Source organism: Cryobacterium frigoriphilum (genome assembly GCF_004403305.1).
In the GTDB taxonomy this organism is placed as follows: Bacteria; Actinomycetota; Actinomycetes; order Actinomycetales; family Microbacteriaceae; genus Cryobacterium; species Cryobacterium frigoriphilum.
On the sequence record NZ_SOHE01000029.1, the window covers coordinates 19,752 to 35,349 of the forward strand.

Genomic DNA, 15,598 nt, shown 5'->3' on the forward strand with positions numbered 1-15,598 from the left:
CGTAGGGTGGACAGGGCGTTCAGAACGGGCGGAGCAGCTGTACCGGCCCCCGATTCCGGGCACACCGACGGCGCCGGCGACAGAGACGAGTCCAGCATCGACGTGTGGACGATTGTGCTGGTTCTCGTGGCCGTCCTGGTCGGATCCAGCATGCAGCGGGTCACCGGCATGGGCTTCGCCCTCGTCGCGGCGCCATTCCTGGTGCTGTTGCTCGGCCCAATTGAGGGCATCGTGCTCATCAACGCGTGCGCGGTCCTGACCGCCAGTGTGATTCTGGCCCGGGTCGTGCGCGACGTGGACTGGCGCCGCTACGGAGTTCTCGCGGCCTGGGCCCTGGTCGGCATCATCCCGGGAGCCCTCGTGCTGCGGGTCGTGTCTCTGGCCTGGCTCGAGATTTCGATCGGCGTCATGGTCGCTGTCGGCCTGACCGTCTCGCTGTGTCTTGGCCGCGTCGCGCTCGTCGACCGGCCCATCTACAAGGTCATCGCCGGTATTCTCGCCGGCTTCATGAACACCACGGCCGGAGTAGGCGGCCCCGCCGCGAGCATTTACGCCGTGGCGACACACTGGTCGCAGCGCAGCTTCGCCGCGACCATGCAGCCATTTTTTCTCACCCTCGGTGCGGCCTCACTGATCGCGAAGTTCGTGACCGGCGCCGCGATCACCCCGAATCTCTCCGGCTCGGTGCTGCTGCTGATCGCGGCCGCCTGCCTCGCCGGCCTCGTCATCGGCGAGCTGCTCTCGAGGGTGATCGAGCCGCACATCGCCCGACGGATGCTGATCGTCGTGGCCTTCGTGGGCTCGGCCGCCACGGTCGTTCGGGGTCTCACCCTGCTCTGACCGACGGTTCGGAGTCAGAGTTGACGGGGCTAGCGCCAGCCGAGGGTGGGGGCCACGTGGTGCACGATGTTCTCGAGCAGGCGGGCGTTGTACTCAACCCCGAGCTGGTTCGGAATCGTCACGAGCACGGTGTCGGCCTCCTGCACCGCAGCATCATCGGCGAGCGACTCGGCGATGGCGTCGGGCTCCCCCACATAACTCTTGCCGAAGCGCGCGAGGCCGCCGTCGAGGTAGCCGACCTGGTCCGCGGCATCCGTCGACGCTTCGCGGCCGAAGAAGTGACGGTCGAGGTCGCTCACGATCGGAATGATGCTGCGGCTCACGGACACCCGCGGAGTACCCTCGTGGCCGGCTTCTTTCCAGGCGTCACGGTAGATGGCGATCTGTTCGGCCTGCAGGTCTCCGAAGGGCACGCCGGTGTCTTCGGTCAGCAGGGTCGAACTCATCAGGTTCATGCCCTGTTCGCCGGTCCACTTAGCGCTCGCCCGGGTTCCGGAGCCCCACCAGATGCGGTCGGCGAGCCCGGGCGACTGCGGTTGAATCGACAACAGGCCGGCGCGCCCGGTCATCTGCGGGTTGGCCGGAGCGATGCCAACCCCGCTGATGGCGGTGCGGAAGATTTCGGTGCTCTCGCGGGCGTCATCGGCATCGGTGTTGCCGTCGGCGGGCACGTAGCCGAAGGCCTCGTAGCCGCGCAGGGCGGTTTCGGGTGAGCCGCGGCTGAGGCCGAGCTGCAGGCGGCCATTGCTGATCAGGTCGGTGATAGCGGCCTCTTCGGCCATGTACAGCGGGTTTTCGTAACGCATATCGATGACGCCGGTACCCAGTTCGATGCGGCTGGTGCGGGCCGCCATCGCCGCGAGCAGCGGGAACGGCGACGCGAACTGGCGCGCGAAGTGGTGCACGCGCAGGTACGCGCCGTCGACTCCGAGTTCTTCGGCGGCCACGGCCAGCTCGACCGTCTGCAGCAGCGCGTCCTGCGCGGTGCGAGCGGCCGAGCCGGGCACGGCCTGATGGTGGCCAAAGGACAAAAACCCGATCTTCTTCATGCTGGATGCAGCGCGGCAGAGCCCCTGGCTATTCCCTGCGCGACCTCACGGATCGGCGACGGATGCCCCGCGCCGTCGCCGCGGTATCCGTCGCCCGGTCACCGTGGCAGGTGGCGCCCAACCCGCACAACGAGTTTGCCGAGACGTCGACCAACGATCGCGCCCTCCGGCAGGGCTCCGGCGAGCGCCAACAACTCGTCGACATGAGTTGGAAAAAAGGCCGTCCGGCAGCGTGAGCACAAGCCTCGAGCCGCGAAGCTGCCGCGCAGGGCGTCTTCGTAGTTCTCGCGGCTCATGCCGGCGATATCGCGCACCATCGCCGTCGTTGTGGCGCCCTGTGAACTCATTCCCAGAAACGTTCGCCCACAATCGCACGGCCCATCCGGGCTGCGCCGGCTGGTCTCGCACGGGGCGATCATCCAGACCATCTCTCCTTCCACACAGTCGGTGCGGTCGGTCGCGCGCAGCCCCTGCGTTGCCCGGGTTGCCACAAGTGCCTTCATGGTCTTCTCCTCTGTTGTCGGCACGGAGTAACTATTGACCGCCACGGTAGCGCCCGCCACCGACACTCGGGCGCCACAAGCCCCCACGCGGCAAACTCCGTGGTGCGGGACTGCTGTTAGGGGATGCCAAGCGGTGTGGGTGTGGAGCGGCTAGCCTCGAGGCGAACACTGAATTAGTCGAAGGGAGTCGGCACGTGTCGGATGCCCCCGTGATCGAGCACAGTGATGAAATCTGGAGTCGGGTTTCCGGATCGTTCTATCGCGCGGTGGATCCCCGGTACGAGAGCACTGCCCTGGCGGGCTCACGAGCCGCGGGCCGCTACTCGCATGCGTCCCAACCGACCCTGTACCTGAGTTCATCGCCCGAGGGCGTCGAGGCCGCGATCATCGCCCATACCGACTCCTCCGTGGCAGAACTTCTCCTGCTCGAATTCCACGTGGAAGCGCACGACATCGTCGACCTCCGCGACCCGCTCGTGCGCCACGCAGCGGGCGTCGATATTGCGGATGCCGCGGCGCCGTGGCAGAACGCCGTTCGGAGCGGAGACGAACCACCGTCCTGGCGCGTACGCCAGCGTCTGGAGGAATTGGGAGCACGGGGCCTCATCGATCCGTCGCGGAAGCGGCCGGGCCTGTGGCACCTCACCCTCTTTCACTGGAACACGCCAGGCATGCCGCGCGTGGAGCTCACCTGACTCTGGGATCGGTCACTCTGGGCTCGGTCGGCTAACCCTGGCACGGACCTCACGTCATCGCGGGCAAGATCGTGCAGGATGGGCAGATGACCGATCCCCGATTTTTCGCGGAAAAGCCCACCCTGACGGGCGAGCGCGTACTCCTCTGCTCCTTCACACCTCGAGAGATCGAAGCGATGGGCGCCATCCTGGCCGATCCCGACGTGCTCATCCTCACGGGCAGCGTGCACACGTCGGCCGACGCGCACACCCGCAGCACCGCACTCGACTCGGCGACGCGACGTTGGTATGAAACCAGGGCGGATCAACCCGACCGCCTCGACCTCGCCATCGTTGACCGAGCGACGTCCGTCTGTGTGGGTGAAGCGGTCCTGAACGAACTCAGCCCGGAAAATGATTCCTGTAACTTTAGAATCCTGATCGGCCCGGCTGGTCGCGACCGCGGGCTCGGCACCGAGGCTACCCGGCTCATCATTCGGCACGCGTTTCAGGCGACGTCACTGCACCGCATCGAGCTCGAGGTCTTCGCCTTCAACCCGCGTGCCCAGCACGTCTACGAAAGCGCTGGCTTCGCCCTCGAAGGCCGGCGCCGCGACGCGCACAAATTCGATAACGGGTATGTCGACGCGCTCACGATGTCGATCCTCCGCCCAGAAAGTCCCTAAAGCCGACCCGGTCAGTCCGCTCGGCGTGCGCGGCTGGCTCTGAGTGTGGCTAGGAGCAGGGCCTCTTCGGCTCGGGTGAGTCCGGCCCGCCGCACTCGGTCGAGGCCGCGAGTGCGTTCGTCGGCGAGTACGTCCGCGAGCGTCTGCGCGAGCATCCGCTCGGTGCAGCCGGCAGCGAGGAGTGCGCTGCGGCCGCGCTGGGCAAAGGCGTTGTCTCTCCGGGGCAGCCAGAGCGGCAACGAGCGAGGGCCGGCCCAATAGTTGACCCCGTGAGCGGCTAACCACTCATCCGTGGCCGAGACCAGCTCGCCCGAGAAGCCCGCGACCACGGCGGCAGCGGCCAGAACCACGCCGAAATCGCGTTGGCGGCCGACGGCGTTGACAACGCCGGTCAGGCCATGATCCCCGGCATCGATGAGCCACCCAGCCAGGTCCCGCACGTCGATGATCTGCGCGGCCCGGCCATCGGCCTCGGGTACCAGCACGGGTTCGTTCGCGACGAGCGCGAAACGCGACGCCCAGTAGCCGAATCGGTCGGTGGGGTCGCCCGGACCGACAATCAGGCCGGGCCGCACGATGAGCAGGCGATCGCCGAGGGCCGCCGCCGTGGCGCGTTCCGCGGCGACCTTGGCGTGGCCGTAATCGGCAGGATCGGTCGGCTCGAAGACCGCCGCCGCCTCGTCCGCATCGGGTTCGGTGTTGCTCGTGTAGACCGAGACTGAGGAGACCAGCGTCCAATGCTTCGCGCTGTCGGCCACGGCCTCGAGGGCGCCGGCGACGAGGTCCGAGTCGTAGCTGAGCTCGATGACCTCGTCCCAGTCGCCGGTCACCGCGTCGTAGGCCCCGGCTGCACGCCGATCAGAGCGGATGCTCGTCACGCCGCGCGCGAATTGTCCCGCCTCGCCGCGCGCCAGGCACGTCACGTCGGCGCCGCGGGCCACCAGCTGTTTCGCAATCTCGCGACCGAGCCAAGCCGTTCCGCCGAGAATGAGCGTGCGTGTCATACGCCCAGTCAACCGCACGTCGAGGCACCAGAGAACCGCACCGCGCGGGGTTCGCCCTGAGCGCAGACCCTAGGGCGGCCCGGCCGGCCGCGTTGCCGCGCCGTCACGAAAAGCGGATGCCGCGCACCAGGAAGCGCAATCGATCCGCTTTCAATCATGAATCGCCATTTCATCCGGTTTTCGTGACAGCGGATGCGGCTACGTGGCCGTGGAGGCACCCACCGTAGACTCGGGGTCATGTCGCTCGGTCGCCCCTTTCGAGCGCTCTGGACCGCCAGCGCCGCCTCGAACCTCGCCGACGGCATCGCCTTCGTCTCGATGCCGCTTCTGGCGGCGGCGCTCACCGACGACCCTCGACTGGTCGCGGGGCTGGCGACGACGTATGCCCTGGTGCGGTTGCTCGTCGCCCTGCCGATCGGGGTGTGGGTCGACCGGATCGATCGGCGCACCATGCTGATCGTCGCCAATCTCATTCGTGGGCTCGTCGTGGTCGGCCTGGCCGTCGCCGTGCACCTCGACCTCGGCTCACTGCCACTGCTCTATGCCGCATTCGCGGTGATCGGCACGCTGGAAAGCGCGGCGGATAACGCATCCGTCTCTCTGCTGCCCGCGATCGTGCCCGACCGGCATCTCGATCGCGCGAACGGTCGCATCTCGGCCGCGCAGCTGGTCGCCGACGAGTTTGCCGGGCCGCCGCTCGGCGGGCTGCTGTTTGCCGCGGCGGCCGCTGCCCCGATCTACCTGATGGGCGGCCTGTGGGCGGCCGCGGGACTGTTCGCGCTGGCGCTGCCGATCCGGCGGCTGGGCGCCATCGCCGAACCCACGCCCCGCGCGCCCATCCTTCGCGAGGCCCTCGAGGGTGCCCGATGGCTCGCCGGCAACCGTATCGTGGGCGGTCTCGCGCTCATCGGCGCCCTCGCGAGCGTCGGCTACATGCTGCCGTTTTCAATCCTCGTGCTGTTCGCGGCGGAGCACCTCAGCCTCGATGCGGTCGGCTACGGCATAATCCTCGCTGTCTCCGCGCTTGGCGGGCTGGTCGGGTCGTTCAGCACATCGAGATTACGAGGGTGGATCGGATACCGGCGCACGATCGTCACGAGCCTGCTCACCGGCGCGGCGTCGCTCGTCGCCCTCTCATCGACCACGAACGGGGCCGTCGCCGCCGCGCTGCTCGCGGTGTATATTCTGCACGCGGTGGTGTAGGGAATCTGTGCCACTTCCCTGCGTCAGCGGCTCGTTCCCGACGACCTGCGCGGGCGCGTCAACGCCGCGTCTCGCGTGCTGAGCCTCGTCGGACTGGCGCTCGGTTCAGCGCTCGGCGGTCTCTTGGCGGTGGTCAGCCTGCCGCTGCCGATCGCCGTCGGCGGCGCGGTCTTCGGTGGCTGCGCGGTGTTGGCGGCGGCCCTGCTCCCCCGGGCGATCGAGCCGACCTAGCCGGACCGAATGCGGGTAACCCGCGTCAGCGCCAGCCGGCTCACTCAGCGGCGAGTCCCTGTGGCGGCTGACAGCTGTACCAGCGTTCCGTGATCTCATAGCCCAGGGCACGGTTGACACCGAGGCTGGCGTCGTTCACGGCCGCACCACCGGTACCACAGACCCGCGCCCCGCTCTGAGCGCACGCGATGACGGATGCCGCCTTCACGGCCGCGCCGATTCCCCGGCCTCGATGGCCGGCCAGCACCGAGGTGAACTCGGTCTCGGCGTGCCCGCCCCGCTGCCCGATGACCGTCGCGCCCACCAGCTGGTCGCCGTCATGCGCGCCAAACACCCGCAGACCCCGACTCCAGAGGGCACAAATGGCCTCACGGTCCATCAACTCCTGGGACGTCGCCGGCGTGAAGGGGTAGTTGGCGTTGTTGGTCCGCTCCAGCTCGAACAGGGCGACCGCCGCCTCGACGAACAATTCGGCGATCGTGACTTTGGCCTTCTCCGCTCGGCCAACGGCAGCGTGGATGATCGCGAGATCCGGGGCATCCGCCAGTGTCAGACGTGAACCCCAAGACTGGCCGACGATCGTGTAGCCACGGGCCTCCAGATCTTCGCGCCGCGGATCGCTGTCCTACAGCACCACATTCTCGTTCCCCATGCGGCCCATGCAATCAGACTGGCTGTGCAAGCGGATGTCGAACCATGCGTATTGCGCGCAGACCAGCGTGACTCTCGCTGGCCTGATCCGGCCTGAAGCCGTGCTTCCGATAGAAGGCCTGGCCTCGCGGGTTCTGGTCGGCGACCCACGAGCCGGCCGATTCTTCCGGGGCGAGAACGGCTTCCAGCAGCATCCGTGCGACCCCGGAGCCCTGATGGGCCTTCAACAGGTAGAGCACGTAAAGCTGCACCGCCCACGACGCGTCCGCGTCCTGGGGTGGTCCCGACATCGCGATGCCGATCACGCGGCAATTCTGGAGGGCCACGGCCGTTCGATTGCGCGCGTACCGTTCATCGCAGAGCGCCGCTGTCCAGAACGTCTCGCGCGTCGTGATGAACTCGGGGTCGTCCAGTACCTCACCTGCCATGAGCCCGCGGTACGTCTCCTGCCACGATTGAACGTGCATGCGCGCGATCGCCGGAACGTCGCTCACGAGGGGCACACGTACGACAATCGACGAGTCCATGCTTCGACGCTACCGCGTGCCTCGAGTCAGCGGCCCTCGGCAAGCGGATGTCCGCCCGCGGTCATCCAGACGCTGTCGCCGCGCGCGGCATCCGCGTCGACCCGGTCGTTGGGTGTGAAACCGATCTTCTCGAGGACCCGAAAAGACGGCGCGTTCCAGGCGCGGACGGTCGCCCAGAAACGGGTGCGCCCGGTGTCGCGAGCAGCGTCGAGAACGGCGCGCGCGGCCTCGGTGGCGTACCCGTGGCCGTGGGCGAAGCGGTAGAGCTCGTAGGCGATTTCGGGCTCCGCAACCGTGGCCTCCCCGACGATCAGGCCGCAATAGCCGATGAAATCGCCCTCCATTTTGCGCTCGATCGCCAGCAGCGCCAGCCCGGTGCGGGTCGATTCGTCGAGCTGCTCCTGGATTCGAACGCGCATGTCGTCGACGGTGGGACGACCGTCGGCATCGATGACGTGGCGCGCCCGCGGATCCCGTTCGGCCCAGAGCCCTCGAACCGAGGCGCTGTCGGACAGTTGCCACGGCCGCATCCGGAGCCGCGGGGTGTCCAGGTGCTGGGAGAAGGGACGGAACGCAGGCATGGCGCAAGGATAGACGCCGCCATAACCCCGGCAAATTCCGGGCCGACGGTGACGGCTGCGCGTAGTTACGCGGCCTCGCCGTGAGACCGGTTGCGCTGCGCAGGACTCATGCGACGCACGGCCTGGGCAGGGAGGCGGCCCGACTCGGGCTTCCGCCCGAGCAGCGGACCGCGCCGCGGCATCCGTCACGAAAGCAGGATGAAAGGCTCGAAAAGGCCCATTTCATCCTGCCTTCGACTACACAGTGCCAATCCATCCTGTTTTCGTGACGGCCGAGCCGACCCGCCCGTCCGGCAACATCCGTTGCAATAGTCTGTCTGATGGACTATAACGGGAGTATGACAGTGCCCATGAGCCAGCCGACGTTCTGGATCCTGATCGCCTTGGCAGGCCAGCGCCGCCACGGCTACGAGATCTTGCAGGAGACGGCGGCGGCCTCCGAGGGCGCCGTGTCTCTGAAGGCGACAACCCTCTACGCGGCCCTGGAACGCTTGGAACGGGACGGCCTGATCCAGCCCGACGGCGAGGAAATCGTCAACGGCCGTGCCCGCCGCTACTTTAGAATTACCGGCCGGGGCGAGGCAGGCCTGGCCGACGAGGTCGCGATGCTGGAGCAACAGGCACGGGTCGGGCGGGCAAGACTGGGCCGGGAACCACTTACCTCGCTTCGAACGGGGTTCGCCGTATGACCGCCCAGCGCGACGACCGGTTTCGCCGACTGCTGCGCTGGTATCCGCGGCCCTGGCGAGACGCCCACGGCTCGGTGCTCCTCGGCACCATGCTCGAGCAGGCCGAGCACGAGCAGCGCGAGGGGCCAACCGGCAGCGAAACGTGGGCCGCGGTGCTGCATGGCCTGGGCGCCCGGCTCGACGCCGTTTTCGCCGTTCGCGTCGCCATCACGGCTCTGTGCTGCGCGGTGGTCGCGGGCAGCGGATGGCTGTGGGCGGCCACCACGGGCTCTTACAGCCCATGGGGCTCGCTGCTGACCACGACTGTGAGCACGGGAGTCGTGCCACTGCTCGGGGCGGTGAGCGTCGTCGCGTCGCTGCGACACCGCGGGTTTTTCTCCGATGCACGCGCTCTGGCGCTCTGCGTCATCGCCTCCGTGGCCTTCGCGCTCAATCTGCTGACGCAGCTGGCTTGGTCCCTCGGCTTCGATGCCGCTGACGCCGGCGTCGCCTCAGCAGGGCTCTCGAACTTCTGGGCTCCCCTTGTGCTTGCCGCCTGGATCACCGGCACGATGGCGCTCGCGCTCACGCTCGAAGCCCTGTTCGCCCGCGCCCGCCTGAACCGTGCAGGAAGCGCGGTTCTGACCGGCGTCGCGAGCGTGGTTGCGGCCCCGGTCGTCGGTGTGATGCTACTCTCCGCGCCGACGAGCGCCATTCTGGCTCTCGGCGCCGCGTTTCTCGCCGGCACAACGGCTCGCACGACCCGCCGGGAGGCCGCGACGCCGGCGCTTCGCCCGGTCCTGCGACGCACCTTCCCGGCCGGGCAGTCTGTAACCACACGTCGCCTGATTCGACTGATGGGCACGCTGTCGGCTCTGGCGGGCTGGTTCGGAGTTGCTTACGCGGTGACCGGATCGCAGTGGTCTCCCGCGGCGACCGACGGTACCGTCGGGATGCGGCAGGGTATCCTCATTCTGCTCATCGCCGGGCTCCCCCTGCTCGGCGCCCTCGGCCTGGTGCTGGCCGGCCGCTCCGGTTATCGGCGCGCCCACGTCTGGGGCCCGCTCGGGGCGGTCGCGCTCTCCTTCGGCGCCACCGCAGTCGCCTATGCCGGGGCGCCGGATTGGGAGGCAATGGCGCCGGCGATGCTGGCGGCATCCGCTTTCAGCGCACTGGCGATCACCTGGTGGATGGCACCGCGGCTGCGCCTGGCACGTGGGTTGGCACGCGGGTTGGCACTGACAATCAGTGTGCTCTCCGGGCTGATTTACGCGAGCGTCTGCGGCATGCTCGTCACGCCGACCGTGCCCTTTGCGGTACCCGTGGTCGCCACCGCGATTGCCATCTGGGGCGGACGGTGGGCGGCCGGGTTGCCGAGTTCTCGAGGCTTGTCGCCGGTAGTCGTTCGTGCCACCACCACGATTCCCGAAAACGAAAACCGGTGAAGGTCGTGCGCAGCCAGAGGCTCACCTGGGCCGTGATCATTGGTGCGGCGGCGCTAACCCTCACTCTGTTTGCGGCGGCCGGCTGGTGGACCGCGCGAACACTGTTCGACGCGCAGGTGAACCTCACCCTCGTGGACGTCATGGCCGCGGAGTATGACGCCCCCGACTCGACGACGAACCCGCGCGACATCACCGACGAGGCCTGCGGCGCCCAGATTCCGTGCATCGAGGCCTACGACACGACCGAAGCGATCTACTACCGTTTCGGGTCGCGCGACGCCGCGACCGCCTTCGCACAGGACCTCGATGACGGGTTTCGATCGAACTACATCGTCATGGACTTTGACGGCAAGGCAGATGGCACCTCGACCGAACAGCAGCTCTGGGCGATGCAAGGCCTCGCCGGCATGTGGCAGGACTATGAGGGCGGCTTTCCACAACGGTGAGCGTGCGGTGGGCGCGGCGTGGGCAGCGAGCCGCGTCGCGGCATCCGTCACGACAGCAGGATGACGCGCGACGACTCAATGACAATTCATCCTGTTTTCGTGGCGGCGACCCCAGGCGATACGCTCGGGAGCAAGTGCTCGACGACGAGCGCTGAACCTTTCATGCACCGGGAGCACACCTACTGATGGATGCCTATTTCGAGTCAATCGCCCCGGGCCGCTACCAGCCCACCGAGTTCGCCGGCGGGGCCTGGCAGGCCGACGAGATTCATTTCAGCCCGCTCGGCGGCCTGATCGTGCACGCGATGGACCGGCACCGAGCCGCCACCGACACGAGTGGCAGCGACAAAGAGCTCGGGCGCATCAGCTTCGACATCCTCGGCTTTCTGGCAGCGGATGTCTGCGAGATCACGGTAGAAACCATCCGCCCCGGCCGCACCATTGAACTACTCGAAGCGACCGTGGTGATTGCCGGCCGGGCCGCCGTTCTGGCCCGCGCCTGGTATATCGCGACGGTCAACACCTCCACTGTCGCCGGTGGTGAACCGGTTGCGTTGACGTCCCCCGACCGGTCAGCACCCTGGTCGATGACCGACACCTGGCCGGGCGGTTACGTCGCCTCGCTTGAGGCGAAGTCCGTCGCTCCCCCGCAGCCTGGCCGAGCCAGCGCCTGGCTACGCAGCGATTTCGACCTCGTCGCCGGTGAACCCAGCAGCGCCCACGCGTCGTTCATCGCTCTGGTCGACACGGCCAACGGAGTCGCTGCGCGGGAATCGCCCACAGAATGGATGTTTCCCAACCTCGACCTGACCATCCACCTGCACCGGCAGCCGACCGGACCCTGGGTCGGGCTCGACACCACGGTCACGTTCGGGCCGGCCGGCCACGGCCTCACGAGCAGCGTGCTGCACGATGAGCTCGGGCCGATTGGCAGGGCGGAGCAGATTCTCACCGTGCGGCCCATGGGCTGACCGCGACTCATGTTGCGCGCGACCTCCTCGCGCAACAGACTGAGGCGATGAGCAACGAATGGCGCCGCATTATTGCAGCCCTGGCACATCCCGATCGGCGAGCCGTCTGGGCCGCCGCTGTTCTCGGCGTTTCGGTCGAACTGACCGAGGCCAAGCGAACCAAAGCCGTCGGTGCGCTGCGAGATGCAGGGCTGTTCGATGCCGAAGGCCAGGCTGTGACGGCAATCTTCGGCGATCTGCTCGCCCTCGAACCCGAGGTGCGGCGCGAAGGTATCGACCGCTATGTTCGGCACGGGCGCATCGAACAGTACCCCGTGAAGCAAGAGCTGCGTCTCGAGCTGCTGCGCTGGGTCACCGCGGCACTGCCATCGGGTCAGCGGATGTCCGAGCGCGAGCTCGGCGCCCGTCTCGCGTTGGTCGTCGACGACGTCGTGACCCTTCGCCGCTACCTCATTGACGCCGGAACCGTCACGCGAACCCCGGACGGTGCCGTCTACGAAGTTGCCCCAGAACGCCCGGGCAGATGAGCGTGCACCGGTCACGTTCCGGCTCGGCTCGAACAGCATTGGCGCATGACCGACACTGCCCCATCCGCTCGCGCTTCCCGCGTGTTCTCTCGCGAGTGCCCTGACCGCGTCGAGCGCGCTACGTCAACGGCGCCCGCGCACGGCCAGTTCGGTGGCGGTCGTCGATATCAGAAGCACGAGGGAAACGGGAGCCCAGATCATCCGCTCGAGCCTGCTCGGAGTGATGATATTCAGTATCAGGCCCACGGCCAGAAGCCCGGCGACGATCCACATGACCGCCGAAACGGCTCGGCCCGGCACGAGCGGAGGCACCCGATAGCCACCGCGACGCAGCACCACCAGCGCTATCAGCGACCAGACGACGGATGCGACGGCACTGCTCACGCGCATCTTCTCGGTTGGTCGTTCGGTCGCTCCCCCATAAGCCGCGCGGCCCCAGGGAGCGCCGAATGCCAGGGCGAGTTGAAAGCCGACGAGACCGGTGAGGAGCAGGGCAGCGAGCCCCGACGAGTACCTGGCGATGTGTGACTGCGACCTCTGCGTCATGACCCCGATCATAGGCCCGCGGCGGCGAGCGCTACGGCGCCCGGTTCAGGTCGTGGGAGATTGCCTCGGCCGCCGCCCGCAGCAGCGGCACCGCGCGTGTTCCGAAGGCCTCATCGACGCGGGACACCGGTCCCGACACCGAAATCGCCGTGGGAGTCGGCGCGTTCGGCACCGACATCGCGAAGCACCGCACTCCAATCTCCTGCTCGTTGTCATCGATGGCATAGCCGCGCGAGCGGATGAGGCCGAGGTCCTGTAACAGCGCGTCGGGTGTCGTGATACTCATCGTTGTCGCCGCGGGCATGCCGGCGGCCGTGACGAGGGAGCGCACCGCGGCATCCGTCAGCTGGGCGAGAATCGCCTTGCCAACGCCGGTGTCATGGAGGTGTGCTCGGCGGCCGACCTCGGTGAACATGCGCATCGAGTGGCGAGACGGTACCTGCGCCGCGTACAACACCCGGTCGCCGTCGAGTACGGCCATGTTCGCCGTCTCGCCGAGTTGCTGCACGAGGGTCGCGAGGTGGGTGCGGGCCAGGGCACCGAGCTGGCGGCTCGCGCCCTCCCCCAGCCGAATCAGCCCGGGGCCGAGCACGTAGCGCCGGTTCGCGAGCTGGCGCACATAACCGGTCGCGACCAGGGTGCGCAGCAGGCGGTGAATAGTCGGCAGCGCCAGGCCCGTCGCCGTGGCGAGCTCGCTCAGCATGGCTTCGCCGCCGGATGCCGCGATCACCTCGAGCAGGTCGAACGCGCGCTCGACGGACTGCACGCCCCCGGCCCCCGTAGTAGTCACATTCTCCGTCATGTTCCGGCCGCCACAATCCGCTAAACTCGATAAAACAGAATAATAGTTCCACTATACGGAAACTTCGCGCATGTGATTCAGAGGATTACCGATGTCGTTAACGCTCACCTCGCCCGGCCCTATCGACCGCGCCGCTGAAATCTTGACCCCGGAGGCGCTCGCCTTCATCGAGAAGCTGCACCAGAACTTCGCCGCCACCCGTAACGAGCGCCTCGCCGCCCGCGGCGTGCGCCGCGCCGAGGTCGCCCGCACCGGCAAGCTCGATTTTCTGCCCGAGACCGCCGACGTGCGCGCCGGCGACTGGACCGTCGCGCCCGCCCCCGCCCAGCTCACCGACCGTCGCGTCGAGATGACCGGCCCGGCCTCCCCCGCCAAGATGGCGGTGAACGCCCTCAACTCCGGCGCCAAGGTCTGGCTCGCCGACCTCGAAGACGCCTGCACGCCCACCTGGCACAACGTGATCGACTCCCAGCTCTCGCTCTTCGACGCCGCCCGCGGCCAGCTCAGCTACACCTCCCCCGAGGGCAAGGCCTACAGCCTGCGCACGGATGCCCCGCTCAGCGTGGTCGTCATGCGCCCCCGCGGCTGGCACCTCGACGAACAGCACGTGGAGATCGACGGAGCCCCCGCGGTCGGCGCCCTCGTCGACTTCGGCCTGCACTTCTTCCACAACGCGAAGCAGCTGCTGGCCAACGGCGGTGGCCCGTATTACTACCTGCCCAAGACCGAGAGCTACCTCGAGGCCCGCCTCTGGAACGACATCTTCGTCTTCGCTCAGAACGAGCTCGGCGTGCCGCAGGGCTCGATCCGCGCGACCGTGCTGATCGAAACGATTCCCGCCGCGTTCGAGATGGACGAGATCCTCTACGAACTGCGCGACCACGCCTCGGGTCTGAATGCCGGCCGCTGGGACTACCTGTTCAGCATGATCAAGTATTTCCGCGACGCCGGTGCCGCGTTCTCCCTGCCCGACCGCGCCGCGATCACGATGACGGCGCCATTCATGCGCGCGTACACCGAGTTGCTCGTGAAGACCTGCCACCGTCGTGGGGCCTTCGCGATGGGCGGCATGGCGGCCGTCATCCCGAACCGCCGCGAGCCCGAGGTCACCAAGGCGGCCTTCGCCAAGGTACACGCCGACAAGACCCGTGAGGCCGGCGACGGCTTCGACGGCTCCTGGGTCGCCCACCCCGACCTGGTTCCCGTCTGTACAGAGGTCTTCGACGCCGTTCTCGGCGAGCGCCCCAACCAGATCGACCGCCAGCGCCCCGAGGTCGAGGTGTCAGCTGCCGACCTGCTCGACGTGACGACCGCCCCCGGCGACGCCACCGAGGTGGGCCTGCGCTCGAACCTGTACGTGGCCGTGGCCTACATTGCCGTCTGGCTCTCGGGCAACGGCGCCGTCGCCATCCACAACCTCATGGAGGACGCCGCCACCGCCGAGATCAGCCGCTCGCAGGTCTGGCAGCAGATCCGCAACGCGGTCGTGCTCGCCGACACCGGTTCGACGGTCACCCGCGAACTCGTGACGACCATCCTCGCCGAGGAGACCGCGAAGCTCCGCGGCGAGGTCGGCGACGAGCTCTTCGGCAAGTTCTACGAGCCGGCCAGCGGCCTGGTCGCCGAGATCTGCCTCAGCGAGGACTACACCGATTTCCTGACGGAGCCGGCCTACAAGCTGCTCGTCTCGAACCGCGTCGCCGCCTAACAGCGCCCCGCACACACGGATGCGGCGGGCCAGGGGAATCCCCCGGCCCGCCGCATTCCTGCGCCCGGGTCATGCGTCTGCCAACGCGGCCTGATGGCCCCCGGATGCCGCCCCAGCACGGTTCGCGCGGATTCCGCGCGTTCCCGCAGGGCCGCTCGCCAGGGGGCGTCAGCGGCGGCGAGCACCATCTGCCCGACGACGATTTCGATCATGCCGTCGAGGCAGAGCGTGGACGAGGCGCCGCCTCACTCGGTCGGCCTACGTGTGCGACTTGGGGTCCGCGCGAAACCCGCTGGCAACATCGCGGCGCTGCCCACGCAGGCTGCCTCCCCCGAGATACAGGCAGAGGATGCCGAAGACCGCCAACACCAGGCCGCTCCAACCGAAGGACGGCTCGGAATAGACCACGCCGCCCACAATGAAGTACAGCCCGAGCAGCGTCGCTCCCCCGCCACCAATCAGCACGAACCAGGCGCCGAACGCGCTCTTATAGAGGTACGGAATGTTGCCTTCGGTGCTCATACGCTCCGGTCTGT

Annotated in this window: 20 protein-coding genes; 11 read left to right on the plus strand and 9 right to left on the minus strand. The window is 67.9% G+C overall.

Features of this window, described 5'->3' with window-relative positions:
- The first annotated feature begins 6 nt into the window (after positions 1-6).
- A complete protein-coding gene (locus E3T55_RS06375; protein WP_241992909.1) occupies positions 7-840 on the plus strand; it encodes a sulfite exporter TauE/SafE family protein in 834 nt (277 codons plus the stop codon).
- A gap of 29 nt (positions 841-869) precedes the next feature.
- On the opposite strand, the gene E3T55_RS06380 is transcribed toward E3T55_RS06375, so the two are convergent.
- On the minus strand, positions 870-1,889 hold the full coding sequence (locus tag E3T55_RS06380; protein WP_134518743.1) for an LLM class flavin-dependent oxidoreductase: 1,020 nt from the start codon (positions 1,887-1,889) through the stop codon (positions 870-872).
- Between the two features lie 98 nt (positions 1,890-1,987).
- Entirely contained in the window at positions 1,988-2,392 is a 405-nt protein-coding gene (locus E3T55_RS21160) for a DUF7715 family protein (RefSeq protein WP_134518809.1), read from the minus strand.
- A gap of 194 nt (positions 2,393-2,586) precedes the next feature.
- Here E3T55_RS21160 and E3T55_RS06390 point away from each other — a divergent pair, with 194 nt between their 5' ends.
- The gene (locus E3T55_RS06390; RefSeq protein WP_241992910.1) at positions 2,587-3,087 is read left to right on the plus strand and encodes an RES family NAD+ phosphorylase; all 501 of its coding nucleotides are present in this window, start codon (positions 2,587-2,589) and stop codon (positions 3,085-3,087) included.
- An 86-nt stretch (positions 3,088-3,173) separates the two neighbouring features.
- On the plus strand, positions 3,174-3,752 hold the full coding sequence (locus E3T55_RS06395) for a GNAT family N-acetyltransferase (RefSeq protein WP_134518744.1): 579 nt from the start codon (positions 3,174-3,176) through the stop codon (positions 3,750-3,752).
- Between the two features lie 11 nt (positions 3,753-3,763).
- On the opposite strand, the gene E3T55_RS06400 is transcribed toward E3T55_RS06395, so the two are convergent.
- On the minus strand, positions 3,764-4,756 hold the full coding sequence (locus E3T55_RS06400) for an NAD-dependent epimerase/dehydratase family protein (RefSeq protein WP_134518745.1): 993 nt from the start codon (positions 4,754-4,756) through the stop codon (positions 3,764-3,766).
- A 237-nt stretch (positions 4,757-4,993) separates the two neighbouring features.
- Here E3T55_RS06400 and E3T55_RS06405 point away from each other — a divergent pair, with 237 nt between their 5' ends.
- Together E3T55_RS06405 and E3T55_RS20705 are read left to right on the plus strand one after the other, a co-directional pair.
- Positions 4,994-5,959 carry an MFS transporter gene (locus E3T55_RS06405; protein WP_241992911.1) on the plus strand — a complete coding sequence of 322 codons (966 nt, stop codon included), beginning with the start codon at positions 4,994-4,996 and terminating at the stop codon, positions 5,957-5,959.
- Positions 5,960-6,034: 75 nt separating this feature from the next.
- Positions 6,035-6,190 (plus strand): hypothetical protein, encoded by a 156-nt coding sequence (locus E3T55_RS20705; RefSeq protein ID WP_241992912.1) that lies wholly within the window; start codon positions 6,035-6,037, stop codon positions 6,188-6,190.
- Between the two features lie 40 nt (positions 6,191-6,230).
- Here the strand turns inward: E3T55_RS20705 and E3T55_RS06410 are convergent, their stop codons facing one another.
- The 3 genes from E3T55_RS06410 to E3T55_RS06420 all read right to left on the minus strand — a co-directional run bounded on the left by E3T55_RS06410 (position 6,231) and on the right by E3T55_RS06420 (position 7,949).
- Positions 6,231-6,659, minus strand: a complete 429-nt coding sequence (locus tag E3T55_RS06410) for a GNAT family N-acetyltransferase (RefSeq protein ID WP_134518746.1) — start codon at positions 6,657-6,659, stop codon at positions 6,231-6,233.
- Between the two features lie 196 nt (positions 6,660-6,855).
- Positions 6,856-7,335, minus strand: coding sequence for a GNAT family N-acetyltransferase (locus tag E3T55_RS06415; RefSeq protein ID WP_241992913.1), 480 nt, complete (start codon positions 7,333-7,335; stop codon positions 6,856-6,858).
- Positions 7,336-7,394: 59 nt separating this feature from the next.
- Positions 7,395-7,949, minus strand: coding sequence for a GNAT family N-acetyltransferase (locus E3T55_RS06420; protein WP_134518747.1), 555 nt, complete (start codon positions 7,947-7,949; stop codon positions 7,395-7,397).
- 350 nt (positions 7,950-8,299) lie between these two features.
- On the opposite strand from E3T55_RS06420, the gene E3T55_RS06425 reads away from it, so the two are divergent.
- From E3T55_RS06425 to E3T55_RS06445, 5 genes are all read left to right on the plus strand, one after another.
- Positions 8,300-8,638 carry a PadR family transcriptional regulator gene (locus E3T55_RS06425; protein ID WP_134518748.1) on the plus strand — a complete coding sequence of 113 codons (339 nt, stop codon included), beginning with the start codon at positions 8,300-8,302 and terminating at the stop codon, positions 8,636-8,638.
- Positions 8,635-10,062 carry a hypothetical protein gene (locus E3T55_RS06430; RefSeq protein WP_134518749.1) on the plus strand — a complete coding sequence of 476 codons (1,428 nt, stop codon included), beginning with the start codon at positions 8,635-8,637 and terminating at the stop codon, positions 10,060-10,062. The genes E3T55_RS06425 and E3T55_RS06430 overlap by 4 nt, the downstream gene beginning before the upstream one ends.
- 5 nt (positions 10,063-10,067) lie before the next feature.
- A complete protein-coding gene (locus E3T55_RS06435; protein ID WP_134518750.1) occupies positions 10,068-10,508 on the plus strand; it encodes a hypothetical protein in 441 nt (146 codons plus the stop codon).
- Between the two features lie 185 nt (positions 10,509-10,693).
- Positions 10,694-11,479: a thioesterase family protein gene (locus tag E3T55_RS06440; RefSeq protein WP_134518751.1), complete on the plus strand. Its 786-nt coding sequence runs from the start codon at positions 10,694-10,696 to the stop codon at positions 11,477-11,479.
- 47 nt (positions 11,480-11,526) lie between these two features.
- Complete coding sequence (locus E3T55_RS06445; RefSeq protein WP_134518752.1) at positions 11,527-12,006, plus strand: DUF2087 domain-containing protein; 480 nt, start codon at positions 11,527-11,529, stop codon at positions 12,004-12,006.
- A gap of 123 nt (positions 12,007-12,129) precedes the next feature.
- On the opposite strand, the gene E3T55_RS06450 is transcribed toward E3T55_RS06445, so the two are convergent.
- Entirely contained in the window at positions 12,130-12,552 is a 423-nt protein-coding gene (locus tag E3T55_RS06450; RefSeq protein ID WP_134518753.1) for a hypothetical protein, read from the minus strand.
- A 31-nt stretch (positions 12,553-12,583) separates the two neighbouring features.
- A complete protein-coding gene (locus E3T55_RS06455; protein WP_134518754.1) occupies positions 12,584-13,354 on the minus strand; it encodes an IclR family transcriptional regulator in 771 nt (256 codons plus the stop codon).
- Between the two features lie 91 nt (positions 13,355-13,445).
- Here E3T55_RS06455 and aceB point away from each other — a divergent pair, with 91 nt between their 5' ends.
- Positions 13,446-15,062 carry a malate synthase A gene (aceB, locus tag E3T55_RS06460; RefSeq protein WP_134518755.1) on the plus strand — a complete coding sequence of 539 codons (1,617 nt, stop codon included), beginning with the start codon at positions 13,446-13,448 and terminating at the stop codon, positions 15,060-15,062.
- 258 nt (positions 15,063-15,320) lie between these two features.
- Here aceB and E3T55_RS06465 read toward each other — a convergent pair whose 3' ends face one another.
- The gene (locus tag E3T55_RS06465; RefSeq protein ID WP_134518756.1) at positions 15,321-15,584 is read right to left on the minus strand and encodes a hypothetical protein; all 264 of its coding nucleotides are present in this window, start codon (positions 15,582-15,584) and stop codon (positions 15,321-15,323) included.
- Positions 15,585-15,598: the final 14 nt, after the last annotated feature.

Excerpts from the sequence above, each read along its gene's own strand:
- E3T55_RS06380 (WP_134518743.1), bottom strand. The coding sequence starts at position 1,889 with ATGAAGAAGATCGGGTTTTTGTCCTTTGGCCACCATCAGGCCGTGCCC.
- E3T55_RS21160 (WP_134518809.1), bottom strand. The coding sequence starts at position 2,392 with ATGAAGGCACTTGTGGCAACCCGGGCAACGCAGGGGCTGCGCGCGACC.
- E3T55_RS06395 (WP_134518744.1), top strand. The coding sequence starts at position 3,174 with ATGACCGATCCCCGATTTTTCGCGGAAAAGCCCACCCTGACGGGCGAG.
- E3T55_RS06400 (WP_134518745.1), bottom strand. The coding sequence starts at position 4,756 with ATGACACGCACGCTCATTCTCGGCGGAACGGCTTGGCTCGGTCGCGAG.
- E3T55_RS06405 (WP_241992911.1), top strand. The coding sequence starts at position 4,994 with ATGTCGCTCGGTCGCCCCTTTCGAGCGCTCTGGACCGCCAGCGCCGCC.
- E3T55_RS06420 (WP_134518747.1), bottom strand. The coding sequence starts at position 7,949 with ATGCCTGCGTTCCGTCCCTTCTCCCAGCACCTGGACACCCCGCGGCTC.
- E3T55_RS06425 (WP_134518748.1), top strand. The coding sequence starts at position 8,300 with ATGAGCCAGCCGACGTTCTGGATCCTGATCGCCTTGGCAGGCCAGCGC.
- E3T55_RS06430 (WP_134518749.1), top strand. The coding sequence starts at position 8,635 with ATGACCGCCCAGCGCGACGACCGGTTTCGCCGACTGCTGCGCTGGTAT.
- E3T55_RS06440 (WP_134518751.1), top strand. The coding sequence starts at position 10,694 with ATGGATGCCTATTTCGAGTCAATCGCCCCGGGCCGCTACCAGCCCACC.
- E3T55_RS06445 (WP_134518752.1), top strand. The coding sequence starts at position 11,527 with ATGAGCAACGAATGGCGCCGCATTATTGCAGCCCTGGCACATCCCGAT.
- E3T55_RS06450 (WP_134518753.1), bottom strand. The coding sequence starts at position 12,552 with ATGACGCAGAGGTCGCAGTCACACATCGCCAGGTACTCGTCGGGGCTC.
- E3T55_RS06455 (WP_134518754.1), bottom strand. The coding sequence starts at position 13,354 with ATGACGGAGAATGTGACTACTACGGGGGCCGGGGGCGTGCAGTCCGTC.
- aceB (WP_134518755.1), top strand. The coding sequence starts at position 13,446 with ATGTCGTTAACGCTCACCTCGCCCGGCCCTATCGACCGCGCCGCTGAA.
- E3T55_RS06465 (WP_134518756.1), bottom strand. The coding sequence starts at position 15,584 with ATGAGCACCGAAGGCAACATTCCGTACCTCTATAAGAGCGCGTTCGGC.